Genomic DNA, 18,833 nt, shown 5'->3' with positions numbered 1-18,833 from the left:
GGTTTGGCCAATTTAGCCAACCTATTGTCTTGGATGGGAGGTTAGTGTCTTAGCTTTTTGAACATTTTTTGTCGTCACATGTTTGGTTTGTGAACTGCCCCCATGAAATATCTCACTTCATGGGGGATTTTTTATGCCCAAAAACAAGAAACAGGATTCTGACATTCGATGGTGTCGGGTTTCGAAAGTTTTTATTGGCAGACATTCCATATTCCGCATATCGCTTGAAGATAAGACTCATCACTCCTTGGTTAAAAGGTACCTTACCATTTACCAGAAATTTGGAATTGATGGTTTAAGGTTCACAAGAAATAAAGACTGAAGGTTTCACTCCTGGGAATGCTAAAATAGAATCTCACCCAATAATTGTCCTTTGTAAGCCAGGTTACTGTTAGAACCCTCTATTGGCCTTAAGTTTAAATCCTGCTCAACTTTTAAAAACTCAATTATCCCTTGATTCCCTGGCAATTGTGATTTTTTCAAAAAAAATTAAAAAATCTTCCGATCCAGAAGATCCAGTTTGGCAGACGAGGTCGTATATCCCGTCAAGGAATTAATAAAAAAAAAACATTATGAAAAATTTAAAACTTTCTTTGTCTGCTTTATTGTGCATGATGGTACTTCTGATCTCCTGTAACGAATCTGATGATCAACAACCCATGCTAAGAATGGAAACCTTTGAGTATAGTTTCAATGAAGGACAACTGGTTGGGGCAGCTACGGCCTATGTTGGTGAGCATCCCAGAAATTTGACTGCTAGGATGCTGGTAGAAGAGCAACCTAATGGCATGGCAAAAATCACAGTAACACTTAACAACACCCTGTCGGGTCAGATGTATATGATACATGCCCATGATGCAGCGAATCCTGCCAACACCCCCAACGGTACGCCCTATAATGAATCGCCTAACGGCAATGTGTTGTCGGCAATGGTCACTGCACAGGGAAACTCGGCAGTAGTAGAGCATCAAGCCACACTGTCATATGAGCAGATAGTGAATAATTACGAAGGTTTCCTTGTGGTCCATGACCCAACTCAGGACATCAGTACAACCGATTTGACGACCTATCTGATTTTGGGCGTGTTTGCGAGGTAAGTTTAGTGGGTGGTTATATTTTTTTGAACAGGGATGCCTCATAGGGGCATCCTTTCTCTTTGTAACGCATCGCCTATCGACCCCCCGTCCTGGAAAGCGATGCTCTTAAGGTTATGGTTACGGCAAAAGTACTTTCCTCCCCAGGGTTTTCCATTTATGCGCTTTAATTTGCTTATTTTAAACATAGGTAGAAATCAGTTTTTAACTTGTCTCCTCCTCTGAGAGTAGAATGATCTTTTGGTGGTGGCTAGTTGAATTCCGTACAGTTTCCTGAAGCAACTTCACCCAAATTTTTTACCAATCTGCGATTGGGTAAATACCCTTTAATTACCAATCATCCACTTCAATCAGACCATCTACCATTAATGATCACCTAGATTGAATATCTTCTCTTTCAAGATTTATCCTTTTAGATAAATTAAGAGTTATGCATTTCTCTCTAACATAACTTAACAACCCTAAAGCCTTCATTTCCATTACATTTGGATATGAAAAATTTCATATCCCTAATTCTTGCTATAGCGTTGATTGGTTGCGTCAAAGATAAAAACGCTGAGCAATCCATTTCAATAAATTACAAATTTGAAATTACTGACTCAATCAGAGTCAATCTGCTGGAAGAATTGACATTAATTGATATTGAAGACGGAATGTTCTTGGCTAAAAAAGAAGGGCATTCAAGCTATATCATTTTTGACAATACCGGTAACATCACTTCTGACATTGAGCTCAAAACAAACGGGCCAAATGCAATAAACATGCTCTACTCAGCAGGTTTTTTTGAAGGGAAATTTACAATAATGGACTTACATAGGGGATTGATTCAGTTTTCAAATGACAGTGAGATAATCAATAACATCCCCATACCTGAGGATTATATTTATATGCATCCTTACAATAGACCAGCTTTTAAATTGGGAAATAAAACAGCTTATTACCGCCCTGAAAGAGATCTGAAAGATTGGGAAGACCAAGAGAAATTCTATCAAAAATATTACAATGAATCATTGCTGGAGGTCATAGATCCTATTACAAAAGAAGTAGAGTTGAAAATGGAAATCCCTGAAACTTCAATCTACAAAGACGGCGATTTTCATTTCTTATATCATCCTAAAATCATAAAAAAAGGCAAACATTGGTATTTATTCCTAATGGCTGAAATGAAGTTTTATATTTATGAAGAACAAGGTGAAGACCTTATTTTCAAAGAAAGTGCCAGTCTGAATGTGAAAGATCAAATTCCTTTTCCAAAAGCAAGTTTTCAAAACTCCCCTGAATTATTTCTCAAACTAGAAATGGTCGTCCCATCTATGATAGAACAACTTTATGTGATTAAAGACAAAATCATTCTTATTTACAAAAAGGGAGCTACTGAAAAAATCGTGAAGAATTACGACAGGGAAAATCAAGTTGAGTGGATGGATTTCCTTGAATCCTTTCCAAAATATGCCGCAGTTTTTGATTCGGATTACCAATTGCTCCAAGACGATATAGAATTGCCATCAGGTACAATTTCAACCCCTATTGTAAACAAAGAAGGACAAATTATTATCCAAAAAAACCAAAGACTTCTTGGGGAGGAAGATTGGAATACATTTTATTTATTAAAGCTAATTGATGGAAACAAAACGAAGTGATCATTTCAGTTTGGAAAATCAGGATTGTCTCCAAGTTTAAGCGATGCCTTTATCCGTCAGCAAAGCCATTTCATTCCTTGGAACGTTTATTTAAATAAACTATATTAACCATTAAAGGCACACATATCATCTTGGAATACAGCCTTCCTTTGTCAGAAGACAGATGGGCGGTTCTGAGAAAATCGAAAATTGAGTTTCATTAAAAAGTAAGGAATAGGTTGGAAGAGAACGGCTGTCTACCTCCAGAAGGGATGGACTGTATGGAAGTAAACAGGCCAGCCGTCTCCATGCTTTAGCCTACTATGGGTCAGATTAAAAAGACAAAAGAAAATATTATGTCAATAACAAAAGAATCAGAATTAATTGGAATGCAGCAAGTTAGCGAAGTCGTTGCATATACTTTAAAAGAAATGAAGAATTATGCAAAGCCTGGTATGTCTACCAAACAACTAGATGACTTTGGAGGAGAAATATTAAATGATTTCGGAGCAAATTCAGCACCCAATAAAACATATCAATTCCCTGGTTGGACCTGCATCAGTATTGATCAAGAATTTTGTCATGGAATACCATCGCCAAACAAAATTTTAAAAGAAGGACAGCTGATAAATATTGATGTTTCGGCAGAGCTCCATGGTTTTTGGTCTGACAATGGGGCTTCTTTTGTGCTTGGAGAGGACAAATTTGGATATCAAACACTGGTGGATGCTTCAAAAGAAGTTTTAAAAAAAGCAATTTTAAACATCAAAGGGGGTATCAGGATTGCAGACATTGGACAACTTATAGAAACTGAGGCAAAAAAGCGTGGCTTTAAGGTAGTCAAGAATTTAACAGGACATGGTATTGGAAGAAGTTTACACGAAGAACCTTCAGAAATTGCCAACTACAGGGATAAACATAATAGGACTCGTTTCAAGAAAAATTCAGTAATAGCAATAGAAACATTTATATCTACACATTCAAACTACGCGATAACCTTGAATGACAATTGGACTATGGTTGGAAATAAAGGTGGCCATATGACACAACACGAACATACTATCGTAGTAACAGACTCAAAGCCTATCATATTGACGGAAAAAAATGGAATTTGGGATGAGGGATTAGTTACTGGTTGATCGAACCCCGAGGGATTAGGGTGGGTTGGTTATTGGTTGATGAAATTCTTGAAGGATTGGGAATGAATTAATATTAAAGCTTAGATGTAAACTGATTCAGTTTAATTATGATTAGAAAAAGGGCTAGTTGGTTTTTAATTGCATCACTAATGATCGCTATCTCCTACTTTGCTTCATTATCTGATCCAATAATTGATGAATCAATCAATTTGGTTAATATAGATAGCTATATTTCAAAAGTAGAAATGTCTAATGACATTGACAGCTTAACTTTTACTTTTGAAAGGATTCACCCTAATCCATACAGATTTTCTGATAGGATACATTTTTTTTCAAGAAGAGATGCTATAAAAAAAGAGCTTCCTGATAGTTTAAGTATTATAAACTTTTGGAGAATTATTGATCAGTTAATTATAGAATATAATGATGCTCACTCTAATGCTCATGATTCCTATATTCTTACTGATTATGTCAAAAAGGGGAAAAAGTTTTTCCCCTTTCCAGCTAAAATATCAAATAACCAGATCATTATTTCTGGTGATGATAGCATGTCAAGTACGTTACCTCCTGGCACTGAAATAATCAAAATAAATGGAAAAACTTCTGAGGAATTAATTTCAGACTTACTAAAGCATGCATCAAAAGAAACGCAACCTTTAAAAGTCCTAGAAATCTCAGATGATTTTGGGTTTTACTTATGGAAAACTTACGAATGGGAGACTGAGTATCAAGTTCAATTTAAAAAGAATGAAGACTCAAGTATAGATTCAATAATGGTAGCTGGAGTTCTATGGGAAGACAGAAAAAGTTACAAAAAGACAAATTCTGAATCTTACACTTTCAAAGTATTAGAAGAGAAGGTTGGGTATATTAAAATTTCAGATTTTAATGGAAATGAAAAAGAATATCAAGATTTCTATAAACGCTCTTTTCAATCATTAAAAGACATAAATTCCTCAGAATTGATTTTAGATTTCAGGGGGCATGATGGAGGGGCAGATAGCTATGGGGAACATTTAGCAAAGTATTTTGCCAAGGAACCATTTAGAAAATTATCAAAAGCATATTGGAAAATAACCCCTGAGTTTAAAGAAGCATTTGACAGAAAGTTTGTGCCTAAAAGCATCCGATGGTTTAAACCAATTTATTTAGTGAATGAATATTCTAGTATTTTTTATGGTGCAAAACCTAATGAAATGGTAGAAGTCAATTATGAAATGATAAATCCGCTTCCGTTTAAAGAAAAATTCATTGGAAATGTATATTTGATTATAGACCATAATACCTTTTCGGCAGGGTCCATCTTTGCTGAAATGTTTAAGTTTTACAATATGGGAAAGGTAATTGGAAAACCAACAGGTAATTTATATTCATTCAATGGTTTTGCTTTGGCTAATTTTACGTTGCCCAACTCAAAACTTTCCTATCAAGTATCTTCAGTTTATAATGTAGCAAATAATGGAAAAGATGGGTTAATATCTGTTGAACCGGATGATCATATTAATACAGAGGAAGATCCTGTATCATATATTTTTCGAGAATATATTCGGCGATAATTTCTATACTGAGTAATGTTCAATTCGAAAAGTTAGTAAATCCTGAAGCGCTATACTGATCTTTACTTTTAAATATAGCTTTGATAGAAAATTATGGACCCTACATCTATTTGATTTTAAAAGCTGATATAATATCAATTGATAAAGAAATCGGTAATTTAGGAATGAGAAATAGAGATTTGTATTAATGTTGGCAAGAGTTTCATAGCTTCATTTATGCAGAAGTTAATTATAACAAGTTTTGATCTTATGTGAGCGTCAAGATTGATATCATTAAATTTGAATTAGATCAGAAGGTCATTGATAAACTCATTTGACGCAAGGATCAAATCAAGGAGATAATTGAAAAATTGAAGGATTAAGGTATTTGGTGACCGGGTGAAAGAGTTGATGATGAAGAAGATTTATAAAAAGCCCAATAGTAAATAAGATACTAGAAAATGCCAGAGAAAAACTACATTAGTCTTGACTACAGCTTCAAATCTGAGCTGGGAGACATTCAGGAGAGACGGTATATCCAAGAGGTTTTACTGACTATCAATTTAATGGATGAAAACGGAGGTAAAGTTGAAAAGATAGGACATGCCGTTTTCTTTGTGCTCCATATTGATCATGCAATTGATGATAATTACCCGATATTCCAAGTTTTGGACGGATACTCTGAATATCTTTCCAGGCACCTTTTGGAGATCATAGATCTGGATATGGAAGAATTTGCCGAGGATATCCAAGAGTACTACCAATCTAGCTTTTACAATACCAATGTTTGCGTGATCCAAGAACTGAGCATTTTCCCCAAGTTTCGTGGATATGATCTGGGCGCAAAAGCCATCAAGGACATCATATTCCATTTTGGAAAATCCTTTGGTCTATGTGTCCTGCAACCCCACCCTATTCAGTTTGATCCAGCTTTGGAAATGAAATTGGATATTGAAAAAATGGGCATTGTAGATTTGGAAAAAGATGAAGCACTGGCATTTGAAAAACTGAGAAACTATTACTTAAGGATGGGATTTGAAGCCATAGAAGGATTTGAGGAGGTTCTTTTTTTCAATCCTATCTTTCAAAATGACGCCATAGATCAGATCAGTCTTGATGAGGATCCATTTTAACTAAGTCTAAGGGCCCGAATATTTCTTAAACCTTAATTTCTTTTACGGTAAGTGTTTCAATTTCCTGAATAAAGTCCTGAATGGTCTCTTCCCCAATTTCCCGCTATTTCAGTAATAGTAGTGCAGAATCCAAGGCCAATTTAAGAGCTGTAGGGTAAACCAGTCCTTTAGTTTCCTACTCATTTTTCAAGGTTTGGGTAGCATTTCTATATGTTGGGTACAATTCCAATTTCGGAAGTTTTTAGCAGACCCAATCCCAATGAATGGTGGAAATTTTTTTTAAGTTCAATCAATTTTTTCCAGAATTCGATAGTCTATAAATGTAATTCAAATATTCTTTCATGTAATTGGTCATTAATTGTTAGTTTAATCTATTTCTAAATTTCAAAAAATTTGATAAATCATTATAAAATCATGATTTTTATCATAAAAAGTGGTGAAAAACTTAAAAATAACCTTTAAAAAATCATTGGTTTTGTTGAAATGAACAGCGTTGGAGATAAATCACATTGATCCAACTTTAGCTTAATAAAGTTTATTGGGACTGAATCACCTCCCAGCAGTATATATTAAATCAATAGTTAAAGAGGAATTCTTAATATAACAATTGAATAACAAATAAATGGATAAGAAGCCCGACTTCAGCAGTTTTTTCTACTTCAATCCCTTACCCTCATGGGTATACGATTTGAATACTTTTAAAATACTGGATGTAAACAAGGCGGCATTAGAACACTATGGTTATTCCAAGCAGGAGTTCTTAGACTTGACCATAAAAGACCTTCGCCCAAAAGAAGAATTGCCGAAATTGTTGGCGGCACATGAAAATATCAATCACAGAGAAGGGAATTTGTATTTTGGGGTTTTTACCCATCAAAAAAAGAATGGCGACCTCATAAGGATGAAGATCAACGGCCATAAAGTGGACTATCTTGATAAAGTTAGTGTAATGGTGGTCTGTCAGGATGTTACACAAGAGGAAGAACAATTAAAAACACTCACAGCATCTTTTGATTCCCTACGTGAAAGTGAGGCCAGATTCAGGACTATTTTTGAGATAGCCACATTAGGGATAGCACAGGTTGACCCCAATTCCGGTAAAATAATTCTGGTGAATTCATTTTACGAGACCATCACAGGTTATTCAAAAGAGGAACTACTTCAAATAAGTTTTTCAGAAATCACCCACCCTGAAGACAGGGAGAAAGATTGGGAAATATTCAGAAAAGCCATGCGAGGTGAACAGGAATACCGTAATGAAAAACGTTATGTGCGAAAAGACGGCAGCATTGTCTGGGTACGTCTTCACCTTGCGTTTATCAGAGATGAAAATGGCAATCCTTATCGTACAGTTGCCATTTGTGAGGATATCACGAGCAAAAAAGACGAAGAGCATAGATTAAAATTATTGGAAAGTGTCATCACCAATACCAATGATGCCATATTAATCACAGAAGCTGAACCTTTTGATGAACCGGGACCCAGAATTCTTTATGTAAATGAAGCTTTTACCAAAATGACAGGCTATACAGCTGATGAAGTGATCGGGAAATCTCCAAGATTACTTCAGGGCCCAAAGTCTGACAAAGAGGAACTGGCAAAACTTGGCAAAGCACTCAGAAACTGGGAGTCTTGTGAAATTACAACTGTCAACTACAAAAAAAGCGGAGAAGAATTCTGGATTAACTTTTCAGTTTCACCTGTAGCCGATGAAAGAGGTTGGTTCACTCATTGGGTTGCCATTGAAAGGGATGTAACGGAACAAAAACGAAAAGAAATCGAAAAAGAACTGCTGGCCAAGATCAGTTTGAATTTTTCATTTGAAAATGATTTAATCACATCTCTTCATGAACTCTGCAAAACAGTTACCAAGTTTGGTGATTTTGATCTGGCAGAAATTTGGATTCCCAATATAGAAGGCTCTTATGTTAATCTAATTGCCCATCATTCTGCAACTCCTAAAGCTGATCTTTTTTATAAATGGAGTAAAGGCATTGCCAATTTAAAATTTGGGGAGGGACTTCCCGGAACTGTTTGGAAAAATAAAACCACTGTCCTTTGGAACAAAATAAATGACAGCAATGAATTTGTCCGAAAAGAAGCATCTGCAAAAGCAAATATAAAATCGGTATTGGGAATCCCTCTTTTGTTCAATGCAAATATAGTGGGGGTCTTGGTCATAGGGACTGAATCCGAAGTAGAATATTTACAAAAATATATAGCCCTTTTTAATCACTTGGAACTTTATATCGGTTCAGAAATAAACCGTAAAAAACTGGAAAGTGACCTTAAACATTTATATGAATCCGTTCCGGATATTATCTGCATTGCTGATTTTCAGGGAAGATTCCTGAAAATGAATAAATCAGGCTGCAAATTACTTGGTTATACTGAAGAAGAACTTCTGTTTCACTCCTTTAAGGAGTTTGTTCATCCAGATGACTCCGAACGTACAGCCAAGGAAGTGGCCAAACAAGCACAGGGAAATAATACTTTTTATTTTGAGAACCGATACATTACCAAAAACGGTGAAATCTGTTGGTTAAGCTGGACCTGTAACACAAGTTTGCAGGAGGGTATAGTCTATGCCTCTGCCAAAAACATTACATCGGAGAAGAAGCTACGTGAATTGAACCAAACCACTTCCAAGCTGGCCAGAATTGGCAGTTGGGAAGTGGACCTGCTAAAAAATAAAGTATTCTGGAATGAAATGGTTCATTTACTACATGAAACAGATCCAAATAGCTATGACCCTGAAATTGGAGAAGCTATCAATTTTTATAGGGAGGATTTCAGACCAATTGTCACTGATGCTATAAATCAATGTATTCAATCCGGAATACCATTTGACTTTGAGGCTGTGTTAATCACCTTAAATAATAAGGAATTATGGGTAAGGGTGATCGGGAATGCAGAAATGATAGATGGCCGTTGTGTCCGGATTTATGGTAGTTTTCAGGATATTCATGAGAAGAAAGAAACTGAATTACGCTTGCAGTCTTTGGCTGACAATTTACCTGGAGTAGTATTTCAATATCTAATCCGACCTGACGGGTCCGATGAAATGAAATATGTCACCAAAGGTTCTGAACAGCTATGGGGTTTAAGTCCCCAAAAAGCTATTGAAAACACTGAATTGATCTGGAACCAGATAAAACTTGGCGGTAACTATGATACCGTCAAACGAAGCATCGAAGAGTCTATTCAAAACAAAACAAAATGGACAGCTAGATGGAAACATATTTTACCATCAGGAGAAGTTCAACAACATCTGGGATTTGGCACTCCTGGTTTTTTAACTGATGGTACGGTGATTTTCAACTCCATTGTCCTGGACATTACTCAGGAAGCCAAAAATGAAGAACTTCTTAGACAAGCCACAGAAATGGCCAAAATCGGCAGCTGGGAGTTGAATTTAATAAATCAGAATAATGACAGCATGTACTGGTCTCCTATGACCAGAGAAATTCTTGAAGTAGATAAAAACTACAATCCATCGCTTTCAGGTGGATTTGAATTTTACACCGAAGAAAGCAAAAAGCGCATCAATCAAGCCGTAGACCTGTTGATCAAAGAAGGTAAAGAGTTTGATGAAGAACTGTTGATCATTACTCAATCCAATAAAGAAAAGTGGATCAGGTGCATTGGCAAGTGCGAACGGGTACATGGTAAATGCGTGAAAATTTTCGGCAGTTTTCAGGATATCCATACGTCCAAGTCCCTCGATATTCAAATAAGGGAAATTCTGGGAAGTATATCAGATGCCTTTTATGCTGTGGATGAACACTGGAACTTCAGCTATTTTAATAAAGAAGCAGAAATACTCTTGGAAAAGACTGCAAGTGAAGTTCTCGGAAAGAATATTTGGGAGGTTTTCCCTTCAGCTATCGGCACTCCTATCCAGGATATATATGAGGATGTTGTAAAATCCAATCAACCAAGGTCAAGCGAATACTTTTACCCTGGTAATGGCAAATGGTATGAAGTTAACGTTTATCCTTCCAATGGAGGAGTATCTACTTATTTCAAAAACATTGATGAACGTAAACAATCAGCAATTGACCTGGAAAAAGCCTACCAGGAAAAAAATAAAATTTTGGAAAGTATCGGCGATGCTTTTTTTGCCCTGGATAAAAATTGGACAGTTACCTATTGGAACAAAGAAGCTGAATTAGTCCTGGGCAAATCCCGAAATGAGATGATAGGCCAAAATTTGTGGGAAAAATATGCAGACGCAATTGACTCTGATTTTTATCGGCAATACCACGAATCAATGGAGACAGGGAGGAACTTAAGCTTCGAAGAGTATTATCCAACACTTCAGAAGTGGTTTGAGGTTTCGGTATATCCTTCCCAAGATGGCCTATCGGTTTATTTTAAAGATGTGACCTTAAGAAAAGAAGCGGATATAAGGTTACACCAGGCCAACGAAAGGTTTGAAAAAGTAACGGAAGCCACCAATGATGCCATTTGGGATTGGGATATTGTTAATGATACTCTCTATTGGGGGGTAGGTTTTAAAACTTTATTCGGGCTTGATATAGAAAAAATAAGGCCAACACAGGAAGTATGGACTGATCATATTCATCCGGAAGATAAAGATGGGGTCATCAGCAGTCTAAACTCGATCATAGAAAGTGGCCAAACCAATTGGACAGCAGAATATCGTTACAAAAGACAAAACGGATCTTTTGCAAATGTCATCGATAGAGGGATTGTGATCAGAGGAATCAATAGTGAAGCCGTCAGGATGGTCGGTGCAATGACTGACATTTCAGAACGCAAACGTCATGAAGAACAATTGCTGTCAATCAATCAAACTTTGGAAGCCCAGACCAGAGAGTTACAGCGATCAAATGAGGAATTAGAGCAGTTCGCCTTTATTACTTCCCATGACCTACAGGAGCCCCTGCGGATGATTTCCAGTTTCATGGATCAATTGAAACGCAAGTACAGCCATTCATTGGATGACAAAGCACATCAATATATTGATTTTGCAATTGACGGCGCAAAGCGGATGAAACAGATTATCCTTGACTTATTGCTTTACTCCAGAGCCAACAGACCTACCGAGGAACATGAAGAGGTCAGCTTAAATGAAATAGTAACTGAATTTACGCTTTTAAGAAGAAAACTTATTGCTGAAAAAAATGCGACCATAACTTTTGAAAATCTACCTGTATTGGAAACCTATCGGGCACCGATTACCCAAATATTCCATTGTCTACTTGACAATGGTTTAAAGTATACAAGACAAAACGTAAGACCTACAATTGAAATAAAGGTAAGAGATAATGACGGGTTTTGGGAATTTTTGATAAAGGATAACGGGATTGGAATTGATGAGAAATTTCACGAAAAAATCTTTATCATTTTTCAGAGGCTTCACAACAGAAAAAAACATGATGGGACAGGAATTGGTTTATCCATAGCAAAGCGATGTATTGAATTTCTAGGAGGGAAGATCTGGCTAGAATCCACATTAGGAGAAGGAACCACCTTTTATTTTACAATTGCCAAAACAAGTAATCAACAATATGCACTCAAATGATTTAAAATCAGCACATATTCTTCTTGTAGAAGATAATGAAGGAGATATTCTTCTGACCCTTGATGCTTTTGAAGAAAGCAAGTTAAAAACCAAGGTCAGCGTCGCCAGAAACGGGCAAGAGGCACTCGACTTTTTATATAAAAAAGGGGAATTTAATGCTGTCCAAAGACCTGATCTGATATTATTGGACATTAATATTCCCATTTATAATGGACTTGAAGTGTTAAAAATAATCAAGTTAGATGAAACCCTCATGAAAATCCCGGTGATTATGCTGACAACTTCTGCCAGTCAAAAAGATGTTGAAAAAGCCTATAGCAACTATTGCAATAGCTATATTATAAAGCCCTTGGAAATGGGAGAGTTTATAAATGTCGTTTTGAAAATTGAAGAATTTTGGTTGGAGCTAACCATATTGACTAAATAAAATGGAGAACGAACAAAAAGAGAAAAAGCTATTGTCCATTATCGTATTAGAAGATAATGATGGGGATTTTGTTCTAATTGAAGATTACCTGATTGAAGCATTCAAAACCATTGAAATTCACAGGTATGAGACATTTGATGAATTCAAGAAATTTAAAGAAGCTACAGATGATTTCAAGTATGATCTCATTTTACTTGACTTGAATTTACATGACTTTTCAGGGATAGAATTAATAGAAAAAGTACTCTCAGCAAAACTTCACGTACCCGTCATAATTTTAACCGGATACTCGGACCTTACTTTGGCAAAAGAAAGCCTAAAATTAGGAGTGGAAGATTTTTTGATCAAGGATGAAATTTCACCCGGAATTCTCCATAAAAGCATAGAATTTGCGCTGAGCAGGAGTTTGTTCATCAAACATATTCAGGCACAAAATGAAAAACTCAGCCGTATTGCGTGGACGCAGTCACATATAGTCAGGGCCCCTTTAGCAAGAATATTAGGAATTATCAATTTGATTGAAGCTGATAAAGACAACATGGATGATTTGATGTTTTGGCTCAAGCAACTCAGGATCTCCTCAAATGAAATGGATGGTATTGTTACAAAAATCATTGAGGATGCGCAGGAAATAAATTGGAAAGAAGAAAATGAATAAGACAGTTTGTTTAATTGATGACGATCCGCTCTTTCGTTTAATAGTAGAAAGGATGATGAGGAAAACCGACAGCGATTTAAATTTTGTCCAATTCGAAAATGGCAAAGCTGGAATTGAAAAAATCAAAGATTTACTTGTTCCCGATTCTGATTTTATTGTCCTGTTAGATTTGAATATGCCAATTTTAGATGGATGGGGATTTTTGGACCAAATGCAATCACATCTAAAAAATCGTGAGGATAACATATCAATCTATATCCTATCTTCATCGAAAGACAAAAGCGATATGGAAAAATCCAAAAGCTATTCAATGGTAAGGAAGTTTTATCATAAACCATTAAGCAATAACGATATTATAGAAATATTGGACCTGGGTAAAAAAAACATGTAATAGATTGCCTGATAACAAATTGAAAAAATCAATTCGGGGATTGATTATAAAACTTTGGAAATATCAATATAACAACAACCGAACTTCATCCAAGAAGAACTTTCTGATAAATCTGGGATTATGAAAAAGACCATTCAGGATATTGAACCTGAAAAAGAACCAAAGGGAAAGACAATAAAAATTTCTTCAATGACAGAAGGTATCAAGAAAAGTGGATTGATTGAACAAGAAGAACACCTAGGTGAAATCAATGCAGATCTTTTAAAGGAAATCAACCTATCTTCTTTGCCTTTTACTATAATACCTCCTGCCAATATCATTATCCCGCTCATGATCATGTTTGACAAAAGGCAATTCAATCATTTGACAAAGCAAATTGTCTCCATTCAGATCATATGGTTCATCTGTACTGCCTTTATTTTTATCCTTGGTTCTGTAATGAAAAATTGGTTTTCATACGGGAATAGTTTTATCCTGTTAGTAATGATTCTTTTGGTCATGATCAATTTGATCATTATCCTTAAAAATACAGCAGAAATTGAGAGAACAGGAAAACTGTTCTTCAGAATGAATTTCAGTCTTATATGAGCCATTTGTTAAATATTTTAAACTTAATTCCCTAAATTAAAGCTAATTACAGCTTCACATCCCAAAAACGAAATACTTTACGCCCCTTTTCAACAAAACGGGAGGCAAAGGTCGGTAGGCAGTTGGTTTGATTTTAGAAAAATTGATAATATCTATAAATATTTAAAATCTGCATTATGGAAAAGGAAGCACTTATTTGGTTGGGAGAACTCGCAATTATCCATGCTACCGGCAAAGAAACAGATGGAAGATATTGTCTAAAGCTGTTAAATTAAATGAACCAATTGAATAAGTATTGTCTTTGATGAATTCGTTTTTTAACGGGGTCAAAGAAGGAATTTAATTTGCAAACCTCTAAAACCGGATCGACGAAGTCAATTCCTTAATTTTTTTATTCAAATTCTCTCGAAAAAATAATATCTGCAATCAAACCGCCAAAAGACCACAGAATCAATCAAAAGCTATTTTCTTTTCACAAAAACTTTTTGATTTATCCCATCTTGAATAGTTTGCTTTCTTTTAGCTAACTTGGAAACTACCAAAAAACATTAATTGCACATTTCATCAACCCAAAATAAAGCATGAAAAAACTACTTTTCTTAGGACTGACCTTATTGCTTACCGAAGGGCTCCTTGCCCAAGGTAGCATATTGTTACGAGAGCCTACCATCAGTATGGATTACATTGTCTTTGTCCATGCCAATGACTTATGGAGAGTGCCCAAAAATGGTGGGGATGCGGTTCGCCTGACTTCCAATGAAGGAGCCGAAAATCTGCCTCACTTCTCCCCAGACGGTAAACATATCGCCTTCACCGCCCAATATGACGGCAATACAGATGTCTATGTGATCCCTGTAGAAGGCGGGGAACCAAAAAGATTGACCTGGCATCCAGGTGCTGACCTGGTGACCGGTTGGACACCTGACAGCAAACATGTGCTATTCACCTCTGCCAGGGAAAATGTCCCCACCAAGGAATCAAAATTCTTCCGCATTCCTGTTACAGGCGGTATGGAAGTGGCTCTTCCCATTCCCAGAGCAGTAAACGGGAGCATTTCTAGCGATGGAAAACATATCGCCTACCAACAGATTGCTTTCTGGGATCCGGAATGGAGAAATTACCGAGGAGGACAGGCCAAACCTATCTGGGTGGTGGACCTGGAAACCTTTGAACTGAAGATGACACCACAGATAGATAACGAACGCCATACCCAGCCTATTTGGCATGGCAAAAGGGTGTTTTTCCTCTCTGAAAGGGATTTTGCCAATAATATCTGGTCTTATGATCCATCTTCCGGTGATTTGAAACAAGAAACCTTCCACAAAGATTTTGATGTCAAAAATCTTGATTCGAATGGAACCGAGATCGTCTATGAACAGGGTGGTTACCTGCACTTGTTAGATCCTGCTACAGGTCAAACCCAACAACTGGAAATCCATACCAAAGGAGATTTCCACTGGGCTAGAGAGAGATGGCATGATATTAACCAAAGGGCTTTGCTCAACGCTTCCCTCTCTCCTACCGGACAAAGGGCACTCTTCGAATACAGAGGGGAAATCATCACTGTACCTAAGGAAAAAGGTGATGCCAGAAACCTCACCAATACCTCCCGCGTGGCAGAAAGAGCAGCGGTTTGGTCTCCTGATGGTCAGCAAATTGCCTGGTTCTCAGATGCCAGCGGAGAATACCAGCTGATGATCGGGGACCAAGAAGGGCTAAAACCGGTGAAAACCATCACCTTGCCCAAAAGTACTTTCTTCTTCCAACCGGATTGGTCTCCTGATGGCAAACACATTGCCTTTACGGATACGGATTATAACCTTTGGATAGTGAATGTGGCCACCGGAGCCGCCAAGATAGCCGACACCGACCGCTTTGCCCATCCCAACAGGAGCCTGAATCCCGTTTGGTCTCCGGATAGCAAATGGGTGGCCTATGCCCGATTGTTGGACAATCAGTTCAAGGCTATTTTTACCTACAATGTAGAAACTGGCAAGAAAATCCAGATCACGGACAGTATGGCCGATGCCATCACTCCCGTTTGGGATAAAAATGGAGAATACCTATATTTTCTGGCCTCCACCAATTTTGGACTGAATACAGGTTGGCTCGATATGAGCAGCTACGACAGACCGATTACAAGAAGTCTGTACCTGGCCGTACTCAGCAAAACAGGTAAGTCTCCTCTCCTACCGGAAAGCAATGAAGAATTGCCCAAAACAGAGAATGGAGAGAAAAAGGACAATAACAAAAGTGTTACCGTGACTATAGATGAGGAAGGTTTGTCTCAGCGCATCATTGCAGTGGATATTCCGGACAGAAATTATACAGGATTGATTGCCGGTCCAGAAAACCATGTCTTTTACCTGGAAAATATCCCCAATCAAACCGGGCAGACTTTACACCGCTACAATTTCAAAGACAGAAAATCGGAAGCTTATCTTACGGGAGTCAATACTGCTACAGTATCTTTTGACCGCAAGTCGCTCCTTTACCAGGCCAATGGTAACTGGGGCATTGTGGAGACCACTGGTGGTCCTAAAAAACCTGGAGATGGAGCTTTGAAGGCCCTTTCAGGTTTCAAAATAAAAATCACTCCTAAGGAAGAATGGGAACAGATATACAGAGAAGGCTGGAGGTATCAGCGGGATTTCCTTTATGTGGACAATGTACACGGTGCCCCTTGGGACGAAATCTACGAATGGTACAAGCCTTGGGTGGCCCATGTAAAACACCGCTCTGATATGAATTACATCATTGACATTCTGGGCGGTGAGGTGGCCGTGGGCCATAGCTACACCTCGGGAGGTGATTTCCCAAGTGTAAAAACCGTGGACATCGGTTTGTTGGGGGCGGACATCTTCATTGAAAATGGCAAATATCGCATCAAAAAAATCTACAATGGCGAAAATTGGAATCCTACTTTGAAGGCACCATTGTCAGTTCCTGGTGTGGATGTCAAAGAAGGAGATTATATACTGGAGGTAAACGGAGTGACTTTAGACAGCCAAGAGAACTTCTACCAATACTTTGAAAATACCGCCGGCAAACAAATCAAGTTGCGCGTAAGCGATCAGGCTTCGGGAGCCAATGCCCGTTTGATCACTGTAATCCCTGTGGCGAATGAGGGACAACTGCGCATGATGGACTGGGTAGAAGGCAACCGCCGCAAGGTGGATGCACTATCAGGGGGTAAATTAGCCTACGTCTATGTGCCCAACACCGGACAGGGTGGCTATACCTATTTCAACCGCTATTATTTTGCCCAGCAGGATAAAAAGGGAGCAGTGATAGATGAGCGAAACAATGGAGGTGGCTCCGCGGCCGACTATATGGTGGACATCATGGCAAGGGAACTGCATGGCTATTTCAACAGCCGCGCCAATGACCGCAGGCCGTTTACCACCCCTATGTCCGGCATCTGGGGTCCAAAGGTAATGCTGATCAACGAAAGGGCCGGTTCCGGAGGAGACCTTCTCCCCTACCTTTTCAGCAAGATGCAGATCGGTCCTTTGATCGGTACGCAGACTTGGGGCGGATTGGTGGGCACCTGGGACACCCCTCCCTTTATTGATGGAGGCAGAATGGTGGCGCCAAGAGGCGGATTCTTTGATGTGGATGGAGAATGGGCTGTAGAGGCTGTTGGTGTGAAACCTGATATCCCGGTTGAACAGACCCCTAAAGATGTGATCGAGGGCAGAGATCCACAACTGGAAAGGGCTGTGCAGGAAGCTTTGAAGTTGATGGAAACTGAAGGTGTGGAGCTCAAGCCCGAGCCCAAAGCCCCTATCCGCTACTTCAGGCCTAAGAATTAAGCTATTGATTTTGCTATTTCAAAAACAAAGACCTTTGGGGTTTCCAAAACCCTGAAGGTCTTTTCGCTTTACAACAAAAAATATCTTTTTCACCAAATTGCCCCTCTGGTTCTTCAGATTTATCTGCCGAAGGGCAGGCCTGCCCGTCCGATCAGGCGGGCTTGGACCCCAATATTGAAACAAGAATTCGTGATAATTCGAAAGCTTCGCGCATAATTCATTTTCCTGTAATGAATTGATCATAAAATAACATCAAAATCCCGCAGCAGCTAAAATGCAGGTTAAAAAAATTAGTGTAATTCCATCTAACTTAACCTTAATTGGAATCTAAACATAAAATACAATTCATCCTTGCAGAGTAGATTTTTACATTTTCTTTTTGTCACTTTTTTCCTTGATGAAAAAAGTAACCAATCCCGAGAATATCGGGACAAGCGCAATGATCCTTCCCCCCACAAGGCCTACGCCGGCGCGGCATTGCGCGTCCTCCCCGCCCTACTAAGACGATCTCGTTTTCATTTTAATAAGATTTTCGTTTACAAATTTTATGACTTATCTCAAGTTAGCTACTCAACGTTACTTTTTAAAAATGTCTTAGAATTAGCGGTTAAAATACTTGTTGTCCTGCTTCTCCTGAAGCTGCACTCAATCTTCCTCTATTGTATAGCCCGTTGTCCTACTTCTCCAGAAGCAGGACTCACTTTCAACCTTATCTCATCATCAAATTCAAATTTCGGGAAACCAATCTGAATAGCTCTAAAAAGGGGCTGTCCGAAAAGGGCAGCCTTTTTTATGCTGCAATTTTTTGATTTTGAAAATCTAAAGTCATGATTGGGGATTTTTGATTAGATTTTTTCCTTGACACGTATAATACTGGTCGACT

The 18,833-nt window shown here is 38.0% G+C and carries 11 protein-coding genes; all 11 read left to right on the top strand.

Going from position 1 to position 18,833, the window contains the following annotated elements; all coding sequences use genetic code 11:
- The first annotated feature begins 572 nt into the window (after positions 1-572).
- Positions 573-1,097, top strand: coding sequence for a hypothetical protein (locus ACFFIP_RS13160; protein WP_382388122.1), 525 nt, complete (start codon positions 573-575; stop codon positions 1,095-1,097).
- 488 nt (positions 1,098-1,585) lie between these two features.
- Positions 1,586-2,734 (top strand): hypothetical protein, encoded by a 1,149-nt coding sequence (locus tag ACFFIP_RS13155; RefSeq protein WP_382388121.1) that lies wholly within the window; start codon positions 1,586-1,588, stop codon positions 2,732-2,734.
- Positions 2,735-3,069: 335 nt separating this feature from the next.
- The gene (gene map / locus ACFFIP_RS13150; RefSeq protein ID WP_382388224.1) at positions 3,070-3,852 is read left to right on the top strand and encodes a type I methionyl aminopeptidase; all 783 of its coding nucleotides are present in this window, start codon (positions 3,070-3,072) and stop codon (positions 3,850-3,852) included.
- Between the two features lie 107 nt (positions 3,853-3,959).
- Positions 3,960-5,408: a S41 family peptidase gene (locus tag ACFFIP_RS13145; protein WP_382388120.1), complete on the top strand. Its 1,449-nt coding sequence runs from the start codon at positions 3,960-3,962 to the stop codon at positions 5,406-5,408.
- A 440-nt stretch (positions 5,409-5,848) separates the two neighbouring features.
- Positions 5,849-6,520, top strand: coding sequence for a hypothetical protein (locus ACFFIP_RS13140; protein ID WP_382388119.1), 672 nt, complete (start codon positions 5,849-5,851; stop codon positions 6,518-6,520).
- 622 nt (positions 6,521-7,142) lie between these two features.
- Positions 7,143-12,071, top strand: coding sequence for a PAS domain S-box protein (locus ACFFIP_RS13135; RefSeq protein WP_382388118.1), 4,929 nt, complete (start codon positions 7,143-7,145; stop codon positions 12,069-12,071).
- Entirely contained in the window at positions 12,058-12,498 is a 441-nt protein-coding gene (locus ACFFIP_RS13130) for a response regulator (protein WP_382388117.1), read from the top strand. Before ACFFIP_RS13135 ends, ACFFIP_RS13130 begins: the two co-directional genes overlap by 14 nt.
- 1 nt (position 12,499) lies before the next feature.
- Positions 12,500-13,156: a response regulator gene (locus ACFFIP_RS13125; protein WP_382388116.1), complete on the top strand. Its 657-nt coding sequence runs from the start codon at positions 12,500-12,502 to the stop codon at positions 13,154-13,156.
- The gene (locus ACFFIP_RS13120; RefSeq protein WP_382388115.1) at positions 13,149-13,547 is read left to right on the top strand and encodes a response regulator; all 399 of its coding nucleotides are present in this window, start codon (positions 13,149-13,151) and stop codon (positions 13,545-13,547) included. Before ACFFIP_RS13125 ends, ACFFIP_RS13120 begins: the two co-directional genes overlap by 8 nt.
- 120 nt (positions 13,548-13,667) lie before the next feature.
- The gene (locus tag ACFFIP_RS13115) at positions 13,668-14,135 is read left to right on the top strand and encodes a magnetosome magnetite crystal formation protein family (RefSeq protein WP_382388114.1); all 468 of its coding nucleotides are present in this window, start codon (positions 13,668-13,670) and stop codon (positions 14,133-14,135) included.
- 581 nt (positions 14,136-14,716) lie between these two features.
- Positions 14,717-17,950, top strand: a complete 3,234-nt coding sequence (locus ACFFIP_RS13110) for a S41 family peptidase (protein ID WP_382388113.1) — start codon at positions 14,717-14,719, stop codon at positions 17,948-17,950.
- Positions 17,951-18,833 lie beyond the last annotated feature (883 nt).

Source organism: Fontibacter flavus, assembly GCF_042432905.1.
Lineage (GTDB): Bacteria > Bacteroidota > Bacteroidia > Cytophagales > Cyclobacteriaceae > Fontibacter > Fontibacter flavus.
This window is presented reverse-complemented; position numbering and strand designations above follow the sequence as displayed.

What these genes read in the sequence shown, in the direction of transcription:
- ACFFIP_RS13160 (WP_382388122.1), top strand. Translation starts at nt 573, where the DNA reads ATGAAAAATTTAAAACTTTCTTTGTCTGCTTTATTGTGCATGATGGTA.
- ACFFIP_RS13125 (WP_382388116.1), top strand. Translation starts at nt 12,500, where the DNA reads ATGGAGAACGAACAAAAAGAGAAAAAGCTATTGTCCATTATCGTATTA.
- ACFFIP_RS13130 (WP_382388117.1), top strand. Translation starts at nt 12,058, where the DNA reads ATGCACTCAAATGATTTAAAATCAGCACATATTCTTCTTGTAGAAGAT.
- ACFFIP_RS13120 (WP_382388115.1), top strand. Translation starts at nt 13,149, where the DNA reads ATGAATAAGACAGTTTGTTTAATTGATGACGATCCGCTCTTTCGTTTA.
- ACFFIP_RS13155 (WP_382388121.1), top strand. Translation starts at nt 1,586, where the DNA reads ATGAAAAATTTCATATCCCTAATTCTTGCTATAGCGTTGATTGGTTGC.
- ACFFIP_RS13140 (WP_382388119.1), top strand. Translation starts at nt 5,849, where the DNA reads ATGCCAGAGAAAAACTACATTAGTCTTGACTACAGCTTCAAATCTGAG.
- ACFFIP_RS13110 (WP_382388113.1), top strand. Translation starts at nt 14,717, where the DNA reads ATGAAAAAACTACTTTTCTTAGGACTGACCTTATTGCTTACCGAAGGG.
- ACFFIP_RS13115 (WP_382388114.1), top strand. Translation starts at nt 13,668, where the DNA reads ATGAAAAAGACCATTCAGGATATTGAACCTGAAAAAGAACCAAAGGGA.
- ACFFIP_RS13145 (WP_382388120.1), top strand. Translation starts at nt 3,960, where the DNA reads ATGATTAGAAAAAGGGCTAGTTGGTTTTTAATTGCATCACTAATGATC.
- ACFFIP_RS13135 (WP_382388118.1), top strand. Translation starts at nt 7,143, where the DNA reads ATGGATAAGAAGCCCGACTTCAGCAGTTTTTTCTACTTCAATCCCTTA.
- map (WP_382388224.1), top strand. Translation starts at nt 3,070, where the DNA reads ATGTCAATAACAAAAGAATCAGAATTAATTGGAATGCAGCAAGTTAGC.